The organism is Micromonospora chaiyaphumensis, assembly GCF_900091435.1.
Lineage (GTDB): Bacteria > Actinomycetota > Actinomycetes > Mycobacteriales > Micromonosporaceae > Micromonospora > Micromonospora chaiyaphumensis.
Window position 1 is genome coordinate 184706 of the sequence record NZ_FMCS01000001.1, and the last position, 23888, is coordinate 208593.

Annotated in this window: 24 protein-coding genes and 1 riboswitch; of the genes, 17 read left to right on the forward strand and 7 right to left on the reverse strand. The window is 73.5% G+C overall.

Annotated elements, in window-relative coordinates:
* The first annotated feature begins 89 nt into the window (after window positions 1-89).
* The 6 genes from GA0070214_RS00965 to GA0070214_RS00990 all read left to right on the forward strand — a co-directional run bounded on the left by GA0070214_RS00965 (window position 90) and on the right by GA0070214_RS00990 (window position 6017).
* Window positions 90-662: a GNAT family N-acetyltransferase gene (locus GA0070214_RS00965; protein WP_091258000.1), complete on the forward strand. Its 573-nt coding sequence runs from the start codon at window positions 90-92 to the stop codon at window positions 660-662.
* Window positions 663-696: 34 nt separating this feature from the next.
* On the forward strand, window positions 697-1548 hold the full coding sequence (gene pdxY / locus GA0070214_RS00970; protein ID WP_091258002.1) for a pyridoxal kinase PdxY: 852 nt from the start codon (window positions 697-699) through the stop codon (window positions 1546-1548).
* A gap of 140 nt (window positions 1549-1688) precedes the next feature.
* A complete protein-coding gene (locus GA0070214_RS00975; RefSeq protein ID WP_091258004.1) occupies window positions 1689-2633 on the forward strand; it encodes a TerC family protein in 945 nt (314 codons plus the stop codon).
* 53 nt (window positions 2634-2686) lie between these two features.
* Window positions 2687-3139, forward strand: a complete 453-nt coding sequence (locus GA0070214_RS00980) for a helix-turn-helix transcriptional regulator (RefSeq protein ID WP_091258006.1) — start codon at window positions 2687-2689, stop codon at window positions 3137-3139.
* A gap of 5 nt (window positions 3140-3144) precedes the next feature.
* The gene (locus GA0070214_RS00985) at window positions 3145-3555 is read left to right on the forward strand and encodes a VOC family protein (RefSeq protein ID WP_091258008.1); all 411 of its coding nucleotides are present in this window, start codon (window positions 3145-3147) and stop codon (window positions 3553-3555) included.
* A gap of 83 nt (window positions 3556-3638) precedes the next feature.
* A complete protein-coding gene (locus GA0070214_RS00990) occupies window positions 3639-6017 on the forward strand; it encodes an ATP-binding cassette domain-containing protein (RefSeq protein WP_091258010.1) in 2379 nt (792 codons plus the stop codon).
* 63 nt (window positions 6018-6080) lie between these two features.
* Here the strand turns inward: GA0070214_RS00990 and GA0070214_RS00995 are convergent, their stop codons facing one another.
* Window positions 6081-6566: a carboxymuconolactone decarboxylase family protein gene (locus GA0070214_RS00995; protein WP_091258012.1), complete on the reverse strand. Its 486-nt coding sequence runs from the start codon at window positions 6564-6566 to the stop codon at window positions 6081-6083.
* 168 nt (window positions 6567-6734) lie between these two features.
* On the opposite strand from GA0070214_RS00995, the gene GA0070214_RS01000 reads away from it, so the two are divergent.
* Window positions 6735-7649: an RNA polymerase sigma-70 factor gene (locus tag GA0070214_RS01000; RefSeq protein WP_091258014.1), complete on the forward strand. Its 915-nt coding sequence runs from the start codon at window positions 6735-6737 to the stop codon at window positions 7647-7649.
* A 65-nt stretch (window positions 7650-7714) separates the two neighbouring features.
* Here the strand turns inward: GA0070214_RS01000 and GA0070214_RS31660 are convergent, their stop codons facing one another.
* A complete protein-coding gene (locus GA0070214_RS31660) occupies window positions 7715-8980 on the reverse strand; it encodes a COG1361 family protein (RefSeq protein ID WP_167364169.1) in 1266 nt (421 codons plus the stop codon).
* Between the two features lie 411 nt (window positions 8981-9391).
* Between GA0070214_RS31660 and GA0070214_RS01010 the strand changes: the two genes are divergently transcribed.
* Window positions 9392-9829: a YybH family protein gene (locus tag GA0070214_RS01010; RefSeq protein ID WP_091258018.1), complete on the forward strand. Its 438-nt coding sequence runs from the start codon at window positions 9392-9394 to the stop codon at window positions 9827-9829.
* 73 nt (window positions 9830-9902) lie between these two features.
* A complete protein-coding gene (locus tag GA0070214_RS01015) occupies window positions 9903-10865 on the forward strand; it encodes a helix-turn-helix domain-containing protein (RefSeq protein ID WP_139141728.1) in 963 nt (320 codons plus the stop codon).
* Between the two features lie 69 nt (window positions 10866-10934).
* Here the strand turns inward: GA0070214_RS01015 and GA0070214_RS01020 are convergent, their stop codons facing one another.
* A complete protein-coding gene (locus GA0070214_RS01020; protein ID WP_139141729.1) occupies window positions 10935-12158 on the reverse strand; it encodes a neutral zinc metallopeptidase in 1224 nt (407 codons plus the stop codon).
* A gap of 221 nt (window positions 12159-12379) precedes the next feature.
* On the reverse strand, window positions 12380-13249 hold the full coding sequence (locus GA0070214_RS01025) for an aminoglycoside phosphotransferase family protein (protein WP_091258023.1): 870 nt from the start codon (window positions 13247-13249) through the stop codon (window positions 12380-12382).
* 96 nt (window positions 13250-13345) lie between these two features.
* Between GA0070214_RS01025 and GA0070214_RS01030 the strand changes: the two genes are divergently transcribed.
* From GA0070214_RS01030 to GA0070214_RS01040, 3 genes are all read left to right on the forward strand, one after another.
* Window positions 13346-14353, forward strand: coding sequence for a tyrosine-type recombinase/integrase (locus tag GA0070214_RS01030; protein WP_091258024.1), 1008 nt, complete (start codon window positions 13346-13348; stop codon window positions 14351-14353).
* An 18-nt stretch (window positions 14354-14371) separates the two neighbouring features.
* Window positions 14372-15403, forward strand: a complete 1032-nt coding sequence (locus GA0070214_RS32700; RefSeq protein ID WP_091259764.1) for a hypothetical protein — start codon at window positions 14372-14374, stop codon at window positions 15401-15403.
* Window positions 15396-15477, forward strand: a riboswitch (ZMP/ZTP riboswitch). Its footprint overlaps the gene before it by 8 nt.
* Window positions 15478-15490: 13 nt before the next feature.
* Window positions 15491-16372 (forward strand): bifunctional 5,10-methylenetetrahydrofolate dehydrogenase/5,10-methenyltetrahydrofolate cyclohydrolase, encoded by an 882-nt coding sequence (locus GA0070214_RS01040; protein ID WP_091258026.1) that lies wholly within the window; start codon window positions 15491-15493, stop codon window positions 16370-16372.
* Window positions 16373-16384: 12 nt separating this feature from the next.
* On the opposite strand, the gene GA0070214_RS01045 is transcribed toward GA0070214_RS01040, so the two are convergent.
* Window positions 16385-17164 (reverse strand): endonuclease/exonuclease/phosphatase family protein, encoded by a 780-nt coding sequence (locus GA0070214_RS01045; RefSeq protein WP_091259767.1) that lies wholly within the window; start codon window positions 17162-17164, stop codon window positions 16385-16387.
* A gap of 186 nt (window positions 17165-17350) precedes the next feature.
* Between GA0070214_RS01045 and GA0070214_RS01050 the strand changes: the two genes are divergently transcribed.
* From GA0070214_RS01050 to GA0070214_RS01060, 3 genes are all read left to right on the forward strand, one after another.
* Window positions 17351-18121: a sulfite exporter TauE/SafE family protein gene (locus tag GA0070214_RS01050; protein WP_091258028.1), complete on the forward strand. Its 771-nt coding sequence runs from the start codon at window positions 17351-17353 to the stop codon at window positions 18119-18121.
* Between the two features lie 33 nt (window positions 18122-18154).
* A complete protein-coding gene (locus GA0070214_RS01055) occupies window positions 18155-18928 on the forward strand; it encodes a GNAT family N-acetyltransferase (RefSeq protein ID WP_091258030.1) in 774 nt (257 codons plus the stop codon).
* A 159-nt stretch (window positions 18929-19087) separates the two neighbouring features.
* Window positions 19088-20662 carry a VWA domain-containing protein gene (locus tag GA0070214_RS01060; protein WP_091258032.1) on the forward strand — a complete coding sequence of 525 codons (1575 nt, stop codon included), beginning with the start codon at window positions 19088-19090 and terminating at the stop codon, window positions 20660-20662.
* 51 nt (window positions 20663-20713) lie between these two features.
* On the opposite strand, the gene def is transcribed toward GA0070214_RS01060, so the two are convergent.
* Together def and GA0070214_RS01070 are read right to left on the reverse strand one after the other, a co-directional pair.
* The gene (gene def, locus GA0070214_RS01065; protein WP_091258034.1) at window positions 20714-21223 is read right to left on the reverse strand and encodes a peptide deformylase; all 510 of its coding nucleotides are present in this window, start codon (window positions 21221-21223) and stop codon (window positions 20714-20716) included.
* Between the two features lie 10 nt (window positions 21224-21233).
* Window positions 21234-22022, reverse strand: coding sequence for a TetR/AcrR family transcriptional regulator (locus GA0070214_RS01070; protein ID WP_244167490.1), 789 nt, complete (start codon window positions 22020-22022; stop codon window positions 21234-21236).
* A gap of 73 nt (window positions 22023-22095) precedes the next feature.
* Here GA0070214_RS01070 and GA0070214_RS01075 point away from each other — a divergent pair, with 73 nt between their 5' ends.
* Together GA0070214_RS01075 and GA0070214_RS01080 are read left to right on the forward strand one after the other, a co-directional pair.
* Window positions 22096-23055, forward strand: a complete 960-nt coding sequence (locus GA0070214_RS01075) for an ATP-binding cassette domain-containing protein (protein ID WP_091258037.1) — start codon at window positions 22096-22098, stop codon at window positions 23053-23055.
* On the forward strand, window positions 23052-23858 hold the full coding sequence (locus GA0070214_RS01080; protein WP_091258038.1) for an ABC transporter permease: 807 nt from the start codon (window positions 23052-23054) through the stop codon (window positions 23856-23858). The genes GA0070214_RS01075 and GA0070214_RS01080 overlap by 4 nt, the downstream gene beginning before the upstream one ends.
* Window positions 23859-23888 lie beyond the last annotated feature (30 nt).

Here is a 23888-nt window from a genome sequence, read left to right on the forward strand (position 1 = left end):
AAACCCTGAGCCGAACGGTCACCGCAGCTCGCGCCCCCGCACCCGCCGTCGCTCGGCGGTCACCGCCCGTCGTGGTGGATCATGAACGCATGCCGCTGCTCACCACCCCGGCCCTGGCCCCGGGCACCCTCGCCGGCCGGCCCCAACCCGACCTCGACGCCGGCGACCTGCTCCTGCGCCCCTGGCGCCCCGACGACCGGCCCGCCGTCCTCGCCGCGTACGCCGACCCCGCGATCCGCCGCTGGCACTGCCGCGCCATGACCGGCGACGAGGCCCGCGACTGGCTCGACTCCTGGCCCGGCCGGTGGCGGCAGGAGACCGGCGCGGGCTGGGCGATCACCGACGGCACCGCCGTCCTCGGCCAGATCAGCCTCCGCGCGGTCGACCTGCCCGAGGCCCAGGCCGAGGTGTCGTACTGGGTGCTGCCCGACGCCCGCGGCCGGCGCGTCGCCACCCGCGCCCTGAGCGCCCTGACGGCGTTCGCCTTCGACCGGGTCGGCCTGCACCGCGTCTGGCTGCGGCACTCCACCGCCAACCCGGCCTCCTGCCGGGTGGCCGAACGGGCCGGCCTCGCCGCCGAGGGCACGAACCGCGGCGCCGCCCGGCACCTCGACGGCTGGCACGACATGCACGTGCACGCCCGGCTGCGCACCGACACCTGACCGGCGCCGCCACGGCGGATGCGACGATGAGCCGGTGAAGATCCTGTCCATCCAGTCGTCGGTCGCCTACGGTCACGTCGGCAACTCCGCCGCCGTCTTCCCGCTGCAACGGCTCCGGCACGAGGTCTGGCCGGTGCTGACCGTGCACTTCTCCAACCACACCGGCTACGGCGCCTGGCGCGGGCCGCTGCTGCCGCCCGCCGACGTCGCCGAGGTGATCGCCGGCATCGAGGACCGCGGCGTCCTCGGCACCGCCGACGCGGTCCTGTCCGGCTACCAGGGCGACCCGGCGATGGGCGCGGTGATCCTCGACGCGGTCGCCCGGGTCAAGGCCGCCAACCCGGACGCCCTGTACTGCTGCGACCCGGTGATGGGCGACGTCGGCCGCGGCATGTTCGTCCGCCCGGGCATCCCCGAGTACCTGCGCGACACCGTCGTGCCCCGCGCCGACATCGTCACCCCCAACCAGTTCGAGCTGGAGTTCCTCGCCGGCCGCAGCACCGACACCCTGGACGACCTGCTCGCCGCCGTCGACGTCGTCCGCGACAGCGGCCCCCGGCACGTGCTGGTCACCAGCGTGCTGCACGGCGACCTGCCCGCCGGGTCGCTGGAGGTCGTGGCCGTCTCCGACGCCGGCGCCTGGGCGGTCACCACACCGCTGCTGCCGATCACCCCCAACGGCGGCGGCGACGTCACCGCCGCGCTCTACCTGGCCCACCTCGCCACGTCCGGGTCGCCGGAGGCGGCGCTGGAGCGCACCACCAACTCCGTCTACGCCGTCCTGGAGGCCACCCTCGCCGCCGGCACCCGGGAGTTGCAGCTGGTCGCCGCCCAGGACGCCATCGCCGACCCGCCCACCCGGTTCGGCGCCCGCCGGCTGCGCTGAGCCCACGGGCGGACTTCGCCGGACCGCCGTACCCCGGGCGGCGGCTCGCCTAGGCTCGGGAATGACGCAGCCCGTCGCCGGCCCCGGCCGGCCGGCACGGGCGCCCGGCCCCGCCCTGCTGCGGATGCGGAGGACGCCGGATGGACCAGACCACCTTCGCGGCGCCGGTCTGGGCCTGGGTGGCGGTCGGCGCGGTCATCGCCGTCATGCTGGCCGTCGACGTGTTCTCCCACCGCGACCACCACGTCATCGAACTGCGCGAGGCGCTGCGGTGGAGCGCGGTGTGGATCACCGCCGGGGTCACCTTCGGGCTGGTGATCTGGCTCTGGCGGGGCAGCGGGCCGGCCGTGGCCTACTACTCCGGCTACCTGCTGGAGAAGGCGCTGTCGGTCGACAACGTGTTCGTCTTCGCGCTGCTGTTCGACTACTTCCGGGTGCCGTCCGTCTACCAGCACAAGGTGCTGTTCTGGGGGGTGCTCGGCGCGCTCGGCTTCCGGCTGGTGTTCATCTTCGCCGGCGCCGAACTGCTGGACCGGCTGGCCTGGGCCGGTCTCGTGCTCGGCGCGTTCCTGATCTGGACCGGCTGGCGCCTCGCCGTGCGCGGCGAGCCGGACGTCGACCCCGACCGCAACGTCGCCGTCCGCCTGTTCCGCCGGCTGGTGCCGGCGGAGTCCCGCTACCACGACGGCCGCTTCACCGTCCGGGTCGACGGCCGCCGCAAGGGCACCGTGCTGCTGGTCGCGCTGGTGGCGATCGAGGCCACCGACGTCGTCTTCGCGATCGACTCGGTCGCGGCGATCCTGGCCATCACCACCAACACCTTCCTGGTTTGGACGGCCAACGCGTTCGCGGTGCTCGGCCTGCGCAGCCTGTACTTCTGCTTGGCCGGCCTGCTGCGGCACTTCGGCTACCTGCGCTACGGCCTGGCGGTGCTGCTCGCCTTCGCCGGGGTGAAGCTGATCCTCGCCGAGACCCCGGTGGGGAAGCTGCCCGTCTGGCTCACCCTCGCCGTGGTGGTGCTGACGCTCGCCACCGCGATCGGCTGGAGCGCGGTGGCCGCCCGCCGCAGCGCCCGGGCACCCTGACACGCCCCGCACCGCGGTGGGCAACCCCGACGGCACATGGCACGATCGGGCAGGTGAGCAGCAGTTCCGACCGGGCGCAGCAGCTGCGCGACCTCGCCCGGCTGCGCCGGGTCCGCGACCGGATCGACCGGGAGTACGCCCAGCCACTGGACGTCGAGGCGCTCGCCCGCGGCGCCCACATGTCCGCCGGGCACCTCAGCCGCCAGTTCCGGCTGGCCTACGGCGAGTCCCCGTACGCCTACCTCATGACCCGGCGCATCGAACGGGCCATGGCGCTGCTGCGCCGCGGCGACCTCAGCGTCACCGACGTCTGTTTCGCGGTCGGCTGCTCCTCGCTGGGCACCTTCAGCACCCGCTTCACCGAGCTGGTCGGCATCCCGCCCAGCACCTACCGGGCCCGGGCCGCGGCCGGCGGGGCCGCCGAGCTGCCGCCCTGCGTGGCGAAGCAGGTCACCAGACCGATCAGGAATCGAGAAGCGCCCGCCGTCGCGCCCCACCTAGCCTGACTGCCATGGACATCACCATCGACACCACCTTCCTCCCGCACGACGACCCGGAGGCCTCCCTGGCCTTCTACCGCGACATCCTGGGGTTCGAGGTCCGCAGCGACGTCGGACAGGGCCGGATGCGCTGGATCACCGTCGGCCCCGCCGGGCAGCCCGGCACGTCCATCCTGCTGGCGCCGCCGGCCGCCGACCCCGGTGTCACCGACGAGGAACGCCGTACCATCGTCGAGATGATGGCCAAGGGCACCTACGGGTGGATCCTGCTGGCCACCCACGACCTCGACGCCACCTTCGAGAAGCTCCAGGCCGGCGACGCCGAGGTCGTCCAGGAGCCGATCGATCAGCCCTACGGGGTCCGCGACTGCGCGTTCCGCGACCCCGCGGGCAACCTGATCCGCATCAAGGAGCTGCGCTGACCTGTCGGACCGACATGGTCAGATCGAGCGAGCCGACGCCGGACGGGGCCGCGACCGCGGCCCACGCGACAGATGGAGACACGATGAGGACGGACACCCCGTCGCCCGCGCAGCACGTCGCCGACACCCACGAGCTGATCCGCGTGCAGGGGGCACGCGAGAACAACCTCAAGGACGTCAGCATCGAGATCCCGAAGCGGCGGCTGACGGTGTTCACCGGCGTCTCCGGCTCCGGCAAGAGCTCGCTGGTGTTCGGCACCATCGCCGCCGAGTCGCAGCGGCTGATCAACGAGACCTACAGCGCCTTCGTGCAGGGCTTCATGCCGACCCTCGCGCGGCCCGAGGTCGACGTCCTCGACGGGCTGACCACCGCGATCATCGTCGACCAGGAACGGATGGGCGGCAACCCCCGCTCGACCGTCGGCACCGTCACCGACGCCAACGCCATGCTGCGCATCCTCTTCAGCCGCCTCGGCCAGCCGCACATCGGCTCGGCCCAGGCGTTCTCCTTCAACGTCGCCTCCATCAGCGGCGCCGGCGCGGTCACCGTCCAGCGCGCCGGGCAGACCACGAAGGAGCGGCGCAGCTTCAGCATCACCGGCGGCATGTGCCCCCGCTGCGAGGGCATGGGCTCGGTCACCGACTTCGACCTGTCCGCGCTCTACGACGACAGCAAGTCCCTCAACGAGGGTGCACTCACCGTCCCCGGCTACAGCATGGACGGCTGGTACGGGCGCATCTTCAGCGGCTGCGGCTTCTTCGACCCGGACAAGCCGATCCGCAAGTTCACGAAGAAGGAACTGCACGACCTGCTCTACAAGGAGCCGGTCAAGATCAAGGTCGAGGGCATCAACCTGACGTACGAGGGCCTGATCCCGAAGATCCAGAAGTCGATGCTCGCCAAGGACGTCGACTCGATGCAGCCGCACATCCGCGCGTTCGTCGAGCGGGTCGTCACCTTCACCACCTGCCCCGACTGCGGGGGCACCCGGCTCAGCGAGGCGGCCCGCTCGTCGAAGATCAACGGGATCAGCATCGCCGACGCGTGCGACATGCAGATCAGCGACCTCGCCGCCTGGGTACGCGGCCTCGACGAGCCGTCGGTCGCGCCGCTGCTGGCGAAGCTGCAGCACACCCTCGACTCCTTCGTCGAGATCGGGCTGGGCTACCTGTCGCTGAGCCGGCCCTCCGGCACGCTCTCGGGCGGGGAGGCACAGCGCACCAAGATGATCCGCCACCTCGGCTCCTCGCTCACCGACGTGACCTACGTCTTCGACGAGCCCACCATCGGCCTGCACCCCCACGACATCCAGCGGATGAACGACCTGCTGCTGCAACTGCGCAACAAGGGCAACACCGTCCTCGTCGTCGAACACAAGCCCGAGACCATCGCCGTCGCCGACCACGTCGTCGACCTCGGTCCCGGCGCCGGCACCGCCGGCGGCGAGGTGGTCTTCGAAGGCACCGTCGCGGGGCTGCGCGGCAGCGGCACCCTCACCGGCCGGCACCTCGACGACCGCGCCCACCTCAAGCCCACCGTCCGCACCCCCACCGGCGTGCTGGAGGTCCGCGGCGCCGACACCCACAACCTCCGGAGCGTCGACGTCGACATCCCGCTCGGCGTGCTCGTCGTCGTCACCGGCGTGGCCGGCTCCGGCAAGAGCTCACTCATCCACGGCTCGGTGTCCGGCCGCGACGGCGTCGTGACGGTCGACCAGGGCGCCATCCGCGGCTCCCGGCGCAGCAACCCCGCCACCTACACCGGGCTGCTCGACCCCATCCGCAAGGCCTTCGCCAAGGCCAACGGCGTCAAGCCCGCGCTGTTCAGCGCCAACTCCGAGGGCGCCTGCCCCACCTGCAACGGCGCCGGCGTCATCTACACCGACCTCGCCATGATGGCCGGCGTCGCCACCACCTGCGAGGTGTGCGAGGGCAAGCGGTTCCAGGCGTCGGTGCTGGAATACCGGTTCGGCGGCCGCGACATCAGCGAGGTCCTCGCCATGTCGGTCACCGAGGCCGAGGAGTTCTTCAGCGCCGGCGACGCCCGCAGCCCGGCCGCCCACAAGATCCTCGACCGGCTCGCCGACGTCGGCCTCGGCTACCTCACCCTCGGCCAGCCGCTGACCACGCTGTCCGGCGGCGAGCGCCAACGCCTCAAGCTGGCCACCCGGATGGCCGACACCGGCGGCGTCTACGTCCTCGACGAGCCGACCACCGGCCTGCACCTGGCCGACGTCGCACACCTGCTCGCCCTGCTCGACCGGCTCGTCGACTCCGGCAAGTCGGTCATCGTCATCGAGCACCACCAGGCCGTCATGGCCCACGCCGACTGGATCGTCGACCTGGGCCCCGGCGCCGGCCACGACGGCGGCCGGATCGTCTTCCAGGGCACCCCCGCCGACCTCGTCGCCGACCGCTCCACCCTCACCGGAGAACACCTCGCCGCCTACGTCGGCGCCTGACCCGGCCGCACCGGGGACGGCCTGGCCCCATGTCCACGCCGTCCCCGGTGCCGAACCCTCCGGTCAGTTGAGCGCCGCGGCGAACATCCCCGCCTCGTACGAACCGCCCCGCTGGTGCACGATCACGGCCATCCGATTCGCCGCGTTGATCAGCGACACCAGGGCGACCAGCGCCGCGATCTGGTCGTCGTCGTAGTGCTTGCGCACCGCCTCCCACGTCTCGTCCGACACCCCCTGGTGGGCGTCGGCGAGCCGGGTGCCCTCCTCGGCGAGCGCCAGCGCCGCCCGCTCGGCCTCGGTGAACACGGTGGACTCCCGCCACGCGGCGACCAGGTTGAGCCGTACCGCCGTCTCACCGGCGGCCGCGGCCTCCTTGGTGTGCATGTCGATGCACCACCCGCACCCGTTGATCTGGCTGGCCCGCAGCGACACCAGTTCCTGCGTGGAACTCGGCAGCGGCGACTGGTGGATCACCATCGCGGCGTTGGCGAACCGCTTGGCGAACTTCACGGCGATCTCGTTGGCCATCATGTCGAATCGAGCTTCCATGGCTCGTCCTCCCTCGTGGTGTCCCATCTGACGACCACGAGATGCCGGGGGGCCCGTCCCCGTGACAGGGCGACCACGTGACGCACCCCACACCCGGCCCGGTGTCACAACGGTGCCCCGCCCCGGCATCTCATGGGGGACACCGTCGAAACCGAACAGGAGCCACCCATGGCCGGCACGGCGCAGAGCGCACCCGACGACCGCCCGGACCCCGCCACCGAGGTGTTCCTCACCCACCGCAACCTGCTGTTCACCGTCGCCTACGAGATGCTCGGCTCCGCCGCCGACGCCGAGGACGTCCTCCAGGAGACCTGGCTGCGCTGGGTGGGCGTCGACCTCGGCACGGTGCGGGAACAGCGCGCGTACCTGGTCCGGATCACCACCCGCCAGGCCCTCGCCCGGCTGCGCACACTCGGCCGCCGCAAGGAGTCCTACGTCGGCCCCTGGCTGCCCGAACCGCTGCTCACCGCACCCGACGTCGCCGAGGACGTCGAGCTGGCCGACAGCGTCTCCATGGCGATGCTGCTGGTGCTGGAGACGCTCACCCCCACCGAGCGGGCCGTGTTCGTGCTGCGCGAGGTGTTCGACCTCGGCTACGACGAGATCGCCGAAGCCGTCGACAAGAGCCCGGCCACCGTCCGCCAGATCGCCCACCGCGCCCGGGAACACGTCGCCGCGCGCCGGCCCCGCGGGGCCGTGTCCGCCGCCGAGAGCCGCGACGCGCTCGCGGCCTTCCAGCGGGCCACCGAGACGGGCGACCTGCAGGGCCTGCTCGACATCCTGGCCCCGGACGTCGTCTTCCTCGGCGACGGCGGGGGAGTCCGCCAGGCCGTCCCGCGGCCCGTCGTCGGCGCCGACAAGGTGGCCCGCCTGCTGGCCGCCGGGCTGGGCAAGATCGCCGAACTGATGTCGCTGCGGCCGGCACAGGTCAACGGCTACCCGGCGCTGATCATGGAGCAGGGCGGCGAGATCGAAGCCGTCCTGGCCGTACGCATCGACGACGGGCTCGTCACCGGGCTCTACGCCGTACGCAACCCGCACAAGCTGTCCCACATGGAGCGAGAGGTCAGCCTGAGCCGGTGAACGCACCTGCCGTGGCCACCAGTTCCGTCAGTTGCGCACCGCCGACACCGGTCACCCGTCGAGGGTCAGCGGCTGGCCCGGCGCCGTCGGGTCAGGAGCAGCAGCACGCCGCCACCCACCAGCAGGGCGAGGCCGGTCCCGGCGGTCAGCCCCGCCCGGGACCCGGTGATCGGCAAGCTGCCGCCACCGCCACCGCCACCACCGCCACCGGGCTCGCCACCGGGCTCGCCACCACCACCAGCGCCACCACCCGCACCGGGATCGCCGCCACCACCACCGCCGCCGCTGCTGTTCGCGACCACCACGACCGCGAACCCGTCCTGGTTGTCGCTGTCGTCCACATCGACCGCCCGTACCGCGACGGCGTTCGCGGGAAGGACGCTCCGCACCGGGCCGGAACGATCCGAGTCAGGGTCGCTCAGGCCCTCGACCCGGACGGTCCCGTTTCGCAACGTGACCGGCGCCTTCGTGGCCGCCGACACGGTCACCAGGTGGTACAGCTCGACGGCGGAGTGGCGCTGGTCGTTCGGGTCGGTGTCCTGCTCGACAGGAACGAGGGCCAGCCGGTCGTAGGTGCAGACCGCCGCACGCCCGGCGTCACCCAGGACGCACTCGCCCGGCGGCCTGGTGAACGTGACGCCCGTGGGCAGGCGCAGCTCGACCTTGACGCCGTCGACCGCCTTGCGCCCCTGGTTGGCGATCGTGTAGCGCACCGCGCCCGTCTCGCCCGGATTCAACGTGCCGGTGGATTCGAGGCTGCCGTCGGCAGCGATCCGCACCGACTGCGTCACGTCCGGCGCGACCACCGAGAGGTCGGCTTCGGAGTGATCGACCACCTCGATCGGGAACCACCTGATGTTGTCGGCCGGATTCGTGTCGACCGGCTCGACCTCGACCGTCACCTTGATCCGGCCCGCGAGTGGCTCTCCGGTCTGGACGGTGGCGACAACGGGAAGGTCCACCGTCTCGCCCGGCCCCGGAAGCTGATCCGGCAGCAGGTCGCAGTACCAGCCGGAGAAGTCCCCGTCGCACTCAGCCAGCCCGCCGGTCGGCCAGAGCGTGAGCCTGAAATCCAACGCGTCCAGCTCCGACGCGTCGACCCGGACGACGACCCGGGTCGGGGTCGCGTCGCCCCGGTTGCTGATCTTCAGGTGAAGCGTCTTCTTCGTGACCCCCAGCGCAATCGTCCCGCCGGACAGGTCGACGGTGAGGTCCGTACCCGCCGGCGGCGTCGGCGCCGCCGAGGCGGACGCGGCGGGCACGCCGACCCCTCCGAGAAGAAGCAGCACGGTGGCCACCGTTCGGGGCAGCCACGGAAGTCCGAACCTCATGACGGAGCCCTCCGGATGAACGGACGGTGCGATCCGTGGACACTATCGGCAACCGGCCGGATTCGGATATCCCTCGCGTGGCCCGTGTCGGGCCACACAGGAAGCCCTCCGACTTCGCACGCGCTTGAACAGGCGCCAGGGTGCAGTCGTCCTCCAGCCGTTGCCCACCGCGCAGAGCCGGGACGCGCTCGCGGCGTTCCAGCGGGCGACCGAGACGGGCGACCTGTAGGGCTGCTCGACATCCTGGCCCCGGACGTCGTCTTCCTGGGCGACGGCGGGGGAGTCCGCCAGGCCGTCCCGCGCCCCGCGCGTAATCCGCACAAGCTCTCGCACATGGAGCGCGAGATCAGCCTTCGCCGCCGAACACGGCCGGGCACGGGACAGTTTCCTCCGAAGGAGAGGTAGGAGAACATGCCGCGACACGACGCAGACGACACCAGCATCCGTCAGCAGATCGACGGGATCGTCGAAGGACTGCGGAACAAGGACCTTGAGGCCCTGCGAAGGCTCTACACGACGGACGTGGTGTCCTTCGACGTCGAACCGCCACTGCAACACGTCGGGATCGACGCCAAACTCAAGAACTGGGCGAACGTCTTCGCGTTCTTCGACACCGTGTCCTACGAGGTCCGGGACCTGACCCTCACCGTCGGCGACGACGTCGCGTTCGGACACGCGTTCGGCCGGCTCAGCGGCACACTGCACGACGGGACCGCGACGAACGGCATGTGGGTCCGGGCCACCTTCTGCCTCCAGAAGATCGACGGGACCTGGCTCATCGCCCACGACCAGGTCTCCGTGCCGCTCGACATCCGCACCGGCAAGGGAGTGGTCGACCTCCGGCCCTGACCGGCGGCCCGGGGCCGGTCGAGCCGCAACGACGGGGCATCCGCCCAGCCAGAGACCGTGATAGACACCAGTTGTGGGTGCACTGCGCGACCTCGGAATGTCCGACCTGACCGAACGCGCCTACCTTGCCCTCGTGCAGGGCGGACCTCCACAGCGCGAGACGCTCGCCGCACGGCTCGGCATCGACGTGAACGCCGTCGACGAGGCCCTCGACGAGCTGGCCGGCCTCGGCCTCGTGAGGCTCGACGGGGAGAGCTGGGTCCCGCTGCCGCCCCGGCTCACCCTCGAGGTCCTCGCCGAACAACACCTGCGCGCCGCCGCGGCGGCCCGACAGGGCTCCGAGGCGCTGGGGCGGCTGTGGGCGCAGCAGTCACCCCTGCCCGACTACCTGGAGGTGCTCACCACCACCGACAGCACGATCGCGGCCCAGGAGAAACTGCACCGCGAGGTCCGCACCCAGGTCATGGCACTGTCCGTCGGGCCCGTCGGCAACGGCGCGCCCGAGCTGGCGCAGGCACCCGGGTCCGCCGAGGCCATGCAGCGGGGCGTCACGTACCGCGTGGTCTACAGCACGCACATCCTCCGGCAGCCCACGGCCATGGCGCTCGTCCAGCAGGCGATCTCAGCGGGGGAGAGCGCCCGGGTCTTCCCCAACATCCCCTGCAACCTCACCATCGCCGACAACCGGTGGGCGGTCCTCACCGCACCCATGCCCGGCGCCGAGCGCCTGCACGGGCTGGTGATACTCGGCGGCGGTTTCCTCGACGCCCTGATCGGCGTCTTCGAATCGTTCTGGGCACTCGGCGTGCCCATCTCCGCCATACCCCTCGACGGCGCGCCCGACGGTGGCCCCAGCGAGTCGAACCGGCACCTGCTCACCCTGCTCGGCGCGGGCCTCACCGACGAATCGATCGCGCGGGAGCTGGGAGTCAGCGAACGCACGGTCACCAGGAGGATCGCCGCCCTGCAGAAGTCACTCGGCGCCCGCAGCCGGTTCCAGCTGGGGGTGCAGGCAGCCCGCCGCGGCTGGCTCTGAACCGCCGCCGAACCGAAACCGGGCCGGCCGTCCACGGGGGACAGCCGGCCCGGTTTCAGCCGCGTCGGATCACTCGTTCGCGTCCGGCGCGACGAACACCGGCAGCTGCTGCTCGAACTGCAGATCGAGGGTGGCCGACGGCAGGATGTGACCCTGCTTCTGGGCGCCGTCGGCGAGATCCGCACCCCACGTCGAGGCCCGGAGCCGCTGGTTCGGGGTGCCGTGGTGGCCGTTCGCGGTGAACGAGCAGTCGCCCACCTCGTAGAAGGCCCGCTCCGCCTCCAGGACCCGGCGGTCGTTCAGGGCCAGACCCCGCGCGTGGGTGACGAAGTAGGTGCCGAAGGCGTCGGCCATCAGCTCCGTGCGGCGCGTCGCCTCGGGACCGGTCAGCGGGCTGTCGAACAGGCCGGCCTCGTACTGCACGTGGTGGGCCATCTCGTGACCGAGCACCGCGCGCGGGCCCGCGTCGCTGATGCCCAGCACCTCCAGCGCGGTGAACATGCCCTCGCCGAAGACCATCTTGTCGGGCAGGCCCGCGAAGGGCGGCCCGGTCTCGTCCGCCGCGCTGAACGCGAAGGCGTTCAGGGTGAACAGCGGGCTGTCCCCACCGGCGAGACCCGGGTCGGAGTCGATGATCGCGATGAGCTGCTCGGCGATGCTGCGCGCGTCGTCACCGCTCAGACCCAGGAACAGCGTGACCATCCGGGCGACCCGCTCCGGGTCCTGCAGCATGTCGTTCTGCATGGCGAAGAAGTCGACGTCGCCGAGCGGTACGTCCCAGAACTTCTGCGCGGCGCGGAAGGCCCGCGACATCGAGTTCTGGTACTCCGCGGGCAGGCCGTAGTCGGACTGGTCGGCCGACGAGCCGTACAGGACCGCGTCGTAGGTCGGGTAGTCCAGGACCCCGAAGATGACCAGGACGAACAGCGTGCCGATGTCGATGCCGCCGATCATCTCGTCGGCCCAGGCACTGAAGGCGGTGTCGCCGCACTCGTAGTCGCCGGGGTCGATGGCTGCGGCGATGGCGTTGCGCAGGCCGGAGGGCTCGATGCCGGACTCGGCCCGCACGGCGGCGAGCCGGGCACGCCAGTCCGCGGGTAGTTGCGCGGCGATCCTGTCGATCTTCGCCTGGGTCACCGGGTCGCTCGTGGTGGCGGTGGCGAGGTCGTAGGTGTAGGCCTGCGACGCGGTCGTCGCGAGGGCGGGGTCAGCTGCGGCGGCCGGCAGTCCGGGCCCCACGACGAGGGCCATGCTGGAGACTGCGGTGGCCAGCCAAAGGGCGCTTTTCCTCATGTACGCTCCCTGGGTTGTTCGGCCAGGAGCCGCCCGCATCGCGGACGGCTCCGGTGCAGTCAGCATCGGGCCCGGCTGAACGAAACGACAGAGCCCGCAGGTGGCGGGAAGTCGCCATGACCGAATTCAGACGGCACCGCCAGCGTCAACGCCGCATCCGCGCCAAAGTCGATAATGTACATTATGTCAAGTAAGCAGTTCCGGGGCCTCCCCGAGAGGGGTCAGCCCACCACCGGGTCGGCCAGGACCGCCGCGAGGATCCGGGACTGCTCCTCGTTCCGGCCGTGCGCGCCCGCCAGCGTGATGAGCGCCTTCCACAACGCCCAGCCGCGGGCGCGCCGCCAGGCGTCGTCGGGCAGGCCGACCGCCTCCCGGAACACCTTGCGCTCCGGGCCGAGGAACCACGTCCAGGCCGGCACAAGGTCGCACGCCGGATCCCCGACACCGCAGGTGCCGAAGTCGATGACGGCGGCCAGCCGCCCGCCCGCGACGAGCAGGTTGCCGGCCGCGACGTCGCCGTGGAACCAGACCGGCGGCCCCGGCCAGGCGGAGGTCAGCGCCCGCGCCCAGACGTCCCGGCAGGCGGCCGTGTCCACCCGGTCGCGCAGCACGTCGAGGGCCTGCTCGACGTCGTCGCCGTAGGCGCTCGGGTGGCAGCCCCGGAAGCAGGAGTGCCGCCCGGCCACCGGGCCGCCCGCCGTGGGCGCCCGCCGCAGCGCGGCCAGGAACGCGCCGAGATCACGCGCCACGGCCGGCCGGTCGACCTTCCCGGCGGCCTCGAGGGTGTCGCCGGGCAGCCAGCGCCGCACCGACCAGGGGTACGGGTAGCCGGCGCCGGGCGCTCCGGTGGCCACCGGTTCGGGTACGGGCAGCGGCAGGTGGCGGGCCAGGTCCGGCAGGCAGCGGTCCTCCTTGGCGACGCCGGGCACGTAGCCCTCGGCGCTGGGCAGGCGCACGACGAGGTCGTCGCCGAGGCGGAACGTGCGGTTGTCCCACCCCTGCCGCGGCACGGCGGCGACGGGCAGGTGCGCCCACCGTGGGAACTGTGCGGTGACGAGCCGGCGTACGAGTTCTTCGTCGATGTCCACCACGGACCCAGTCTGCGGGGGGCGACAAGTGGTTTCCGGGGGTCGCTCCCCCGGGATCGGCCGCTGACACGAACGCGAAAATCATGCATAATATGCCTTATGCATGACAAACCGGACGAACCGGTAGGGCGGTTGATCGAGGAGTTCCTGACCGCCCGGGCCACCCGCAAGCCCTCCCCGCACACCCTGGCGGCTTACCGGCGGGACCTCGCCACCATCGCGGGACTGGTGGCCACCGAGGACGGGACCACTCCCCTCCCCCTCGACCGGCTCCCGGTCACCGCCCTGTCCCCCCGGGTCATGCGGGCGGCGTTCGCCCGCTTCGCCGCGCCCCGCGCCGCCGCGTCGGTCCATCGTGCCTGGTCCACCTGGAACAGCTTCTTCACGTTCCTGGTCGCCGAGGGCGTCGTACCCGGCAATCCCATGCCGGCGGTGGGGCGGCCCCGGACCCCGCTCCCCCAGCCCAAGCCGTTGCGCGGCGAGGACACCCCGGAGGAACTGCTGGCCGCGGTGGCCCGCGAGGACGGCCGGCAGCGCGACCCGTGGCCGGAGCGGGACCTGGCGGTGCTGGCGCTGGCGCTGTGCGCGGGCCTGCGGCTGTCCGAGCTGCTGGCGCTGCGGGTGGCGTCGGTGGCCGGCCGGGACGGTGAGCGCCGGGTTGACGTGGCCGGCAAGGGTGGGCGGCCGCGGACGGTGCCGATCGAGGCGGGTGTGGACCGGGTGCTGGCGGACTATCTGGACAGCCGGCGGCGGCGGTTCGGGTCGCGCAGTGTCCGGCCGGACTCGCCGCTGCTGGTGGACCGGCGGGGTGCGGCGCTGCGGCGGGGTGGCCTGCAGTATCTGGTGGAGTCGTGTTTCCGGCGGGCCGGGATCAGTGACCGGGTGCCGCGGGGTGCGCGGCTGCACGCGTTGCGGCACACGTTCGCGACGCGGCTGGCCGAGGACGGGGCGAGCGCCGCGGAGATCATGCGGTTGCTGGGGCACGCGTCGTTGGCGTCGTCGCAGACGTACATCGAGGTGACGGCGGGTCAGCAGCGCGCGGCGGTGGCGTCGAACCGCACGAACCGGGCCCTGGCGGGCCTGGTGGCGCGGCGGGCGGCGCCCTGAGCGGGCAGCATGGCCGGGATGCGGGTGGGTGCGGCGCGGGCGGTGGCGGCCGGGTGGGTGCGCGAGGCGATGCGCCGGGACCCGTCGATCGGGGGCGCGTTCTTCAGCGGGTCGACGGTGGGCCTGCCGGACGGGGCGGTGCTGCCGGCGTCGTCGGACGTGGACGTGCTGCTGGTGCGGGACGGCCCGGCGGCGAAGGTGGGCAAGTTCCGCCACCGGGGGGTGCTGCTGGAGGTCTCGGCGCTGACGTGGGCGGAGCTGGGGTCGCCGGAGGAGGTGCTGGGGTCGTGGGTGTTCGCGCCGATGTTCCGCACGGACGCGGTGATCGCGGACCCGTCGGGCCGGCTGGCGGCGATCCGGGAGCGGGTGGCGGCCGGGTACGCGGATCGGGTGTGGGTGCGCCGGCGGTGTGCCGGGGTGCGGCGGCGCGTCGAGGGCGGGTTGGCACGGCTGGACGGGCGGGCGTCGCTGGCGGAGCAGGTGCTGGGGTGGGTGTTCCCCACGTCGGTGCTGGCGCTGCTGCCGGCGGTGGCGGGGTTGCGGGATCCGACGGTGCGGCGGCGGTACGTGCGGGCGCGGGAGGTGCTGGCCGCGTACGGGTTCGCCGACCGGTACGAGGAGTTGCTGGCGTCGCTCGACGGCGGCGGGGTGGGTCCGGGCCGGGTGCGGGAGCACCTGGCGGGGTTGGCGGTGACGTTCGACGAGGCGGCGCGGGTGGGGCGTACCCCGTTTCCGTTCTCGGCGGACCTGTCGGCGGTGGGGCGGCCGGTAGTGGTGGACGGGAGCGCGGAGCTGGTGGCGGCGGGCGCGCACCGGGAGGCGATGTTCTGGATCGTGGTGACGTACGCGCGGTGTCACGCGGTGCTGGCGGTGGACGCGCCGGAGCGGGAGCGGGTGTTGCGGCCGGCGTTCGAGGCGGCGGTGGCGGATCTGGGGGTGGCGTCGGCGGCGGATCGCCGGCGGCGGGCGGCGGCGCTGCTGGGGTCGTTGCCGCGGTGGCAGGCGGTGGCGGATGCGGTCGCGGAGCGCGCTGTGGCAGGCTGGGGGTGAACGCGACTGGCGGCACGGGGATGGGTCAACCATCGGGGAGCTCGTCGTGGGGGTCGACCGCCTGGGCTCCCGCGGGCGGGGTGCGGCATGTCTTCTTCAGGTACGACGACGGCTCGGCTGCTGCCGGGTGCGCCGGTGGCGGCGCAGGTGCTGGCGGAGGTCGCCGAGTCGGTGGTGGAGTTGCGCGCGGCGGGTGTGACGCCGGCGTTGGCGACGGTGCTGGTGGGCGACGACGACGCGAGCGCGGGTTACATCCGGATCAAGCAGCGGCAGGCGGCGGAGCTGGGTTTCGTGTCGCCGCACGTGCATCTGCGGGCCTCGGCGTCGCAGGCGGACCTGCACGCGGTGCTGGCGGATTTCAACGCGGACAAGGCCGTGCACGGGGTGCTGGTGCAGTATCCGATCCCGGGTCACCTGGACTACGACCGGGCCCTGGCGGAGCTGGACCCGGACAAGGACGTGGACGGGATGCACCCGGTGAACATGGGCCGGTTGGCGTTGGGCCTGCCGGGTCCGTTGCCGTGCACGCCGGCGGGGATCGAGGCGTTGCTGGCGTTCCACGGGGTGCCGGTGGCGGGCCGGGAGGTGGTGATCCTGGGTCGGGGCGCCACGTTGGGCCGGCCGTTGGCGATGCTGCTGGCGCAGAAGCGGCCGACGGCGAACGCGGCGGTGACGGTGGTGCACACGGGGGTGCCGGACTGGGCGCGGTACACGCGGCGGGCGGACATCCTGGTGGCGGCGGCCGGGGTGCCGGGGATCATCCAGCCGGAGCATGTGCGTCCGGGTGGTGTGGTGGTGGGCGGCGGGGTGCGTTACGAGGGGCGGCGGTTGCTGCCGGACGTGGACGAGTCGTGTGCCGAGGTGGCGGGGGCGATCACGCCGCGGGTCGGCGGGGTGGGTCCGACGACGGTGGCGATGTTGTTCCGCAACGCGGTGCGGGCGGCGCAGCGGGCGTCGGGGCTGGGCTGAGCGCCGGCCCGGTCAGCCGAGGTCGACGATGAGCGGCCGGTGGTCGGAGATCGTGGACAGCGGGGTGTCGACGGCGGTGACCGGGGGCAGCCGGTCGAGGCCGCGCCGGTCGGCGAGGACGTGGTCGAGCTGCACCCGGGGTTGCCCGGCCGGGTAGGTGGGGCGGCGGCCCAGCGGTCGCCAGCGGGACAGCAGCGCGGCGGGGCCGGCGGGCAGGTTGAGGTCGCCGAGGAGGATCCGCGGGGCGGGCAGCGTGCGCAGGGCGCGTACGACGCGGCGCAGTTGCAGGATGTTCCAGCCGGGCACGAAGGACAGGTGGGTGGCGGCGACGGTGAGCGGCCCGTGGGGGGTGTCGAGGACGGCGGCGAGGACGACGCGGGGTTCGTCGCGCAGCAGCACGAGCCCGCCGCCGGGGCCGGGGACGTAGATGGGTGAGCGGACGGGGGCGGGTCGCAGGCGGGTGACCTGCCAGGAGCGGACCGGGTGGCGGCTGACCAGGCCGACGCCGTAGAGGGGTTCGCCGTGGCCGTCGTCGTCGTGGGTGAGGGGGCGGAACTGTTCGCCGGGGGTGCCGACGACGGCGGCGGCGAAGCGGTGTTCGGGGGCGTCGAGGGCGCGGGCGGCGATGGCGGTGAGGTCGAGGTTGCCGCTGCGGGACTGGTCGCGGTCGACCTCCTGCAGGGCGAGGACGTCGGCGTCGAGCGCGGTGACGGCGGCGGCGAGCCGGTCGGGGTCGACGAGGCCGTCGGTGAGGGACCGGCCGTGCAGCAGGTTGAAGGTGGCCAGGCGCACCTGCACACCCTACGTCCGCGTGGCAGTCTTGCCGGGTGCTGAAGGCGTTGCTGTGTTCGATGCTGGTGTTCGTGGCGGTGGCGTCGGTGGGGCTGTGGTTGCGGCGGCGCCGGGGGCGGTGAGCTGCGGTGAGGCTGGCCACAGGGCAGCCTCGTCGGGGTCCTGGGGTGGGCAGAATGGCGGCCCGTGGACCCTGTGTCGCTGACGACCCTGTTGAGCGCGGCCGCCCTGGCGGGCTGGGTGGACGCCGTGGTGGGCGGCGGTGGCCTGCTGCTGTTGCCGGCGTTGCTGCTGGGCGCGCCGGGGGTGCCGGTGGCGACGGCGTTGGGCACGAACAAGCTGGCCGCGATCTTCGGTACGTCGACGGCGGCGGTGACGTACGCGCGGCGCACGAAGCTGGACTGGGCGGTGGCGGGGCCGGCCGCGGGTCTGGCGGTGTTGACGGCCGGGTTGGGTGCGGCGCTGGCGGGTGCGGTGCCGGCGGGGGCGTACCGGCCGGTGGTGCTCGTGGTGCTGGTGTCGGTGGCGGTGTTCGTGCTGACCCGGCCGCGGCTGGGGGTGGTGTCGTATCCGGAGCGGCGCACGCCGGTGCGGGTGGCGACGACCGTGGCGCTGGCCGGGTTGGGCATCGCCCTGTACGACGGGTTGATCGGCCCGGGCACCGGCACGTTCCTGGTGTTGGCGTTCACGGCGCTGCTGGGGTCGGATTTCGTGCACGCGTCGGCGATGGCGAAGGTGGTCAACGCGGGCACGAACCTGGGTGCGCTGGTGGTGTTCGCGGCGACGGGGCACGTGTGGTGGCTGCTGGGCGCGGCGATGGCGGTGTGCAACATCGCGGGGGCGGCGGTGGGCGCGCGGATGGCGTTGCGGCGCGGCGCGGGTTTCGTGCGGGTGGTGCTGCTGGTCGTGGTGCTGGCGCTGGTGGGCAAGCTGGGCTACGACCAGTGGGTGGCGTGACGGCGCCGGCTGCCGGCATGTGATCATCGGCGGGTGCCCGTCCGCGCCGAACACGATCGTGCCGTCCTCGCCGAGCTGCTGGGCCGGGACCCGGTGCTGCACGCGTACCAGCTGGGTGACCTGGACGACTTCTTCTGGCCGTACACGTCCTGGTTCCGCCGCGACGATCAGGTGGTGCTGCTCTACCACGGTGTGGAGCTGCCCACGCTGCTGGCGTTCGCCGCGCCGGAGCGCGCCGGGGACCTGGCGGAGCTGCTGGCCGAGGCGGCGCCGGTGCTGCCGGCCCGGCTGTGGGCGCACCTCTCCCCCGGCCTGGAGGCGACGGTGGCCCGCTGGTACGCGGTGTCCGACGCGGCCGTGCACCACCGGATGGCGCTGACCGACCCGGCCCGGCTGGGCGCGGTGGCGCCGGCCGGGGAGCCGCTGGGCCGCGCGGACCTGCCGGAGCTGCGGGAGCTGTACGCGGCGGCGTACCCGGGTAACTGGTTCGACCCGCGGATGCTGGACACCGGCCGGTACGTGGGGGTGCGGGAGGCGGGCCGCCTGGTGGCGGTGGCCGGGGTGCACGTGTGGTCGCCGACGTGGCGGGTGGCCGCCCTGGGCAACGTGACGACCCACCCGGACGTGCGGGGGCGGGGCCTGGCCGGTGCGGCCGTCGCCGCGGTCTGCGCGGGGCTGCGGCCCACCGTCGACCACGTGACGCTCAACGTGCAGGCCGACAACACCGCGGCGGTGCGCCTCTACGAGCGGCTGGGTTTCACGCGGGTGGCCGAGTTCACCGAGTGCGCGCTGCGCCGCCTGCCGTGACCGCCTGACCGGTCAGTCTGTCCTGTCCAGCCGCCACGCCGGGTCAACAACCCGACCCTGACCTGGGCTTGTGTCTGACCGGCCCGGCGCGGCGCAGCCCCTAGCGTCTGGCTTCGAGGCCGTGCCCGGGGCGGGCGCGGCGGAGCTGAAGGAGACACGATGGGTTTCACAGCATTGCCCCGGGGGCGAAGAACGGCGGTGGGTGTCGCGGCCGCGGTGACCGCGCTGGTGACCGTGGGGGCCACGCCCGCGTGGGCGGCGCCGGGCGTCGACCCGGCGACCGTGGACCGGTCCGCCGACCCGGGCGCCACGATTGCGATCAGCAAGGTGGTGTCGACGCCGCCGATCCCGCCGAACCCGGACGTGGTGCTGCTGGTCGACACGACCGGCAGCATGGGCGCGGCGATCGCCAACGTCCGCACGAACCTGCAGCAGGTGATCGACAACGTGCGCGGGGCGCAGCCCAGCGCCCAGTTCGCGGTGGCGTCCTACCGCGACGAGGGCGACGGCGCGGAGCTGTTCCGGGTCCGGCAGAACCTGACCGGCGACGCCACCGCGCTGCAGACCGCGGTGGACGGGCTGGTCGCCGGGGGCGGCGGCGACGTCCCGGAGGCGTGGGTGAACGGCCTGTTCCAGGTGTCCGAGGGCACCATCGCCTACCGGGCCGGCAGCAGCCGGATCGTGGTGCTGGTCGGTGACGCGCCCAGCCACGACCCGAGCGCCGGGCACACCCTGGCGCAGGCCACCGCCGCGCTGCAGGCCGACGACGCCCGCGTGCTCGCGGTCGACGTCACCGGCGGGGGCGGCGGCCTCGACGCGACCGGGCAGGCCACCGGGGTGGCCGCGGCCACCGGCGGGCAGGTGGTCGGCAGCGCCCCGGACACCGTCACGGCGGCGATCCTGTCCGGGCTGCGGGACCTCGACGTGACCGTCACCCCGCAGGTGCTCTGCGACCCGGGCCTGTCGGTGGGCTTCGACGCGCCGTCGAAGACCCAGCAGAGCGGCACCGACGTGCCGTTCGCGGAGACCATCACGGTCGCCGGTGACGCGTCGCAGGGCGCCACCCTGCACTGCACGGTGGACTTCCTGCTCAACGGGCTTCCCGGTGGGCCGGCGTTCGTCGAGCACATCGCGGTGACGGTCAACGACGTGACCCCGCCGACCGTGGTCGTGGACGACCGGACCGTGGAGGCCACCAGCCCCGCCGGCGCGGTCATCACCTACCCGGCGAGCGCCACGGACAACGTCGACGGCCCGCTCACCCCGACGTGCGCGCCGCCGCCGGGCGGCACCTTCCCGCTGGGCGCCACCACGGTCACCTGCACCGCCACCGACGCGGCCGGCAACACCGGCAACGACACCGCGGTGATGCGGGTGGTCGACACCACCGCGCCGGTCACGCGGTGCGTGCCGACCAACAACCCGAGCGGCGGCAACGTCCCCGGCTCGTACAACCCGGACGGGTTCTACCAGCTCACGGCGACGGACATCGTCGACACCGCCGTCGTCGTGTACATCGGCGACGCCGCGGACCCGTCGGTGCGGTTCGGGCCGTTCCCGGCCGGCACGAAGATCAAGCTGGTGCAGGCGCCGGGCGCGCAGTCCCGGGTCAAGGACGGCACCGGCGACATCGACTACAAGGTGACGCTGCGCGGCGACGCGATCATCACCGGCGTGGACGACTCCGGTAACACCTCGACCGCGACCTGCCTGGTGGCCCCGCCGCCGAAGTGACCGTTCGGGACCGACGTGCGGGGGTGGCCGTCCCGGCCACCCCCGCCGTGGTCAGCGGCCCCGGCTGGGCGAGTCGAACCGGCCGGCGCGGATCTCCCGCAGCGCCCGCCGGCGTGTGTCGCCGCGCAGCGTGTCCACGTACAGGCGGCCGTGCAGGTGGTCGGTCTCGTGCTGCAGGGCGCGGGCCAGGAACCCGCTGCCGGCGATGGTCAGCGGCTGGCCGTGCTGGTCGAAGCCGCGCGCGGTGGCGTGCATGGCCCGCTGGGTCGGGAAGTACAGCCCGGGGATGGACAGGCAGCCCTCGTCGTCGTCCTGGCGCTCCTCGGACAGCTCCAGCGTCGGGTTGACCAGGTGGCCGCGGTGCCCGTCGGCGTCGTAGACGAACACCTGCGCGTTCACCCCGATCTGCGGGGCCGCCACGCCGGCCCGGCCGGGCGCGCCGAGCAGCGTGTCCATGAGGTCCTGCACGAGCGCGCGAAGCTCGGCGTCGAAGCTGGTGACCGGCTCGGACGGGGTGCGCAGCACGGGGTCGCCGATGATCCGGATCGGGCGCATAGTCATGCCCGGAAGGCTATCCGCCCGTTACCCCGGCGGGTGCGGCACCCGCCCGGTCGCGCACCAGGACCTCGACGCCGTCGAGCAGGCGGGCCAGCCCGAACTCGAAGGCGCGCGCCGGGTCCCCGGCGGCCTGGTACTCCTGCCCGGCGGTGGTGCCGACCCGGGCGGCGAGGGGGAACCGGTTCGGGTCCATGACCTTCTCCAGGTACGGGGCGTGCGCGTGCCACCACTGCTGCTCGGTCATCCCGGTGTCCCGGCTGGCCTGGGCGGCCTCCACGGCGGGGCGGGCCGCCCCGTGGACGTAGCCGGTGACCAGGGTGACCACGGCGTCCATCTCCAGGTCGGTCAGGCCGATGCCGTCGACGGCGCGCAGCTCGTACTCGTATTTCGCGATCAGGTTCGGGCCCAGCGGCGGGCGGGTGGTGGCGACCTGCAGCAGCCACGGGTGGCGCAGGTAGAGGGCGAAGTTCTCCCGGGCGATCTGCGCGAGCCGGCCCCGCCAGCCACCCTCGACCCGCTCGGGGCGGGCGGTCTCGCCGTAGACGGTGTCGAGCATGACGTCGAGCAGCTCACCCTTGCCGGGCACGTGCGTGTAGAGGGTCATGGTGCCCACCCCGAGCCGTTCGGCGACCCGGCGCATCGACAGCGCGGCCAGCCCTTCGGCGTCGGCGACCTCGATGGCCGCCCGCACGATCCGGTCCACGGAGAGGTCGCCGCCCTTGCGGCTGGCCTTCTCCCGGGTACGCCACAGCAGGGCGAGGCTGCGCGCCGGGTCCCCGGTGCCGCTGTACTCGGTGGTCACCCGCCGACTGTACCGACCACTGTTGTCGTATGGTGTACGGTACGGCGTACCGGAACGAGGAGCGGAGGAGTCCATGCGACGGGACGGACCGGCCATCGAGGCGGAGGGCCTGCACAAGCGCTACGGCGACGTGGTCGCCCTGGACGGCGTCGACCTCGCGGTGCCCGCGGGCACGGTCTGCGCGGTGCTCGGGGTCAACGGCGCCGGCAAGAGCACCCTGGTGCGCATCCTCACCACCCTGCTGCGCGCCGACGCCGGGACGGCCCGGGTCGCCGGGTACGACGTGCGCCGCCAGGCCGACCGGGCCCGCGCGCACCTGGGGCTCGTCGGCCAGCACGCGGCGGTCGACGAGATCCTCGGCGGCCGGCAGAACCTGGTGCTGTTCGGCCGGCTGCACCACCTCTCCCCGGCCCGGGCGGCGGCCCGCGCCGACGAGCTGCTCGACCGCTTCGACCTGCGCGCGGCCGCCGACCGGCCTGTGGCCACCTGGTCGGGCGGGATGCGCCGTCGGCTGGACCTGGCCGCCGCGCTGATCGTCGACCCGCCGGTGCTGTTCCTCGACGAACCCACCACCGGGCTGGATCCGCGCGCCCGCAGCGACGTCTGGGACGCCGTGCGCGACCTGGTCGACACCGGCGCCACCGTGCTGCTGACCACCCAGTACCTGGAGGAGGCCGACCGGCTCGCCGACACCGTCCGGGTGCTCGACCACGGCCGCGTCACCGCGGCCGGCACCCCGGAGGAACTGAAGTCCACCCTCGGCGGCGACCGCGTCGACGTGGTCCTGCACCACCCCGACGACCTGACCCCGGCCGCCGCCGCGATCACCGCCGCCACCGGCGCCGTGCCCACCGTCGACCGCGCCGCGCTGCGCCTCAGCGTCCCGGTCACCGACCGGGTCGCCGCCCTGGCCGCGGTGCTGCGCGCCGTCGACGCCGCCGGCCTGCGCGCCGGCGACGTGGCGGTCCGCCGCCCCACCCTCGACGAGGTGTTCCTGCACCTCACCGACTCCCGCACGGAGGTGCCGGCATGACCGCCCTGCCGCTGTCGCGGGCCCGCTGGGCCGCCGCCGACACCGCCACCCTGACCCGCCGCACCCTCGCGCACTGGGCCCGGCGCCCCGGCGAGGTGCTGGTCGGCCTGCTGTTCCCCGTCCTGCTGCTGCTCATGTTCGGCTACCTGTTCGGCGGCGCCATGGCACTGCCCGACGGCGCCGACTACCGGGAGTTCCTCCTGCCCGGCATGGTGGCCATGACCATGCTCTTCGGCGTGGAGACCACCTACACGGCGGTGGCCGTGGACACCGCGCGGGGCGTGACCGACCGGTTCCGGTCGCTGCCCATGAGCCGCGCCGCGGTGGTCACCGGCCGGGCCCTGGCCGACCTGCTGCACTCCGCGGCCGCCCTGGCCGTGGTGCTCGGCTGCGGCGTCCTCGTCGGCTGGCAGCCGCACCGCGGCCCGCTGCGCGCCCTGGCCGCCGTGGCGCTGCTGCTGCTCCTACGCTTCGCCATGATCTGGCTCGGCGTCTACCTGGCGCTGCTGCTGCGCCGCCCCGAGACCGTCGCCGCGCTGCAGATCCTCGTGTGGCCGCTGGGCTTCGCCTCCAACGCTTTCGTCGCCCCGGCCACCATGCCGGGCTGGCTGGCCGCCCTCGCCGCCTGGAACCCGCTGTCGGCCACCGTCGCCGCCGCCCGGGACCTGTTCGGCAACCCCGGCTGGGGCGCCGGCTCCTGGCCCGCCGAGCACGCCGTGGCCCTGGCGGTGGCCTGGCCGCTGCTGCTGGTCGCCGTGTTCCTGCCGCTGTCCGTGCGCCGCTGGCAACGCCTGGGCCGCTGAGCCGCGGCCGCTTCGCGCGCCGGCGGCTCG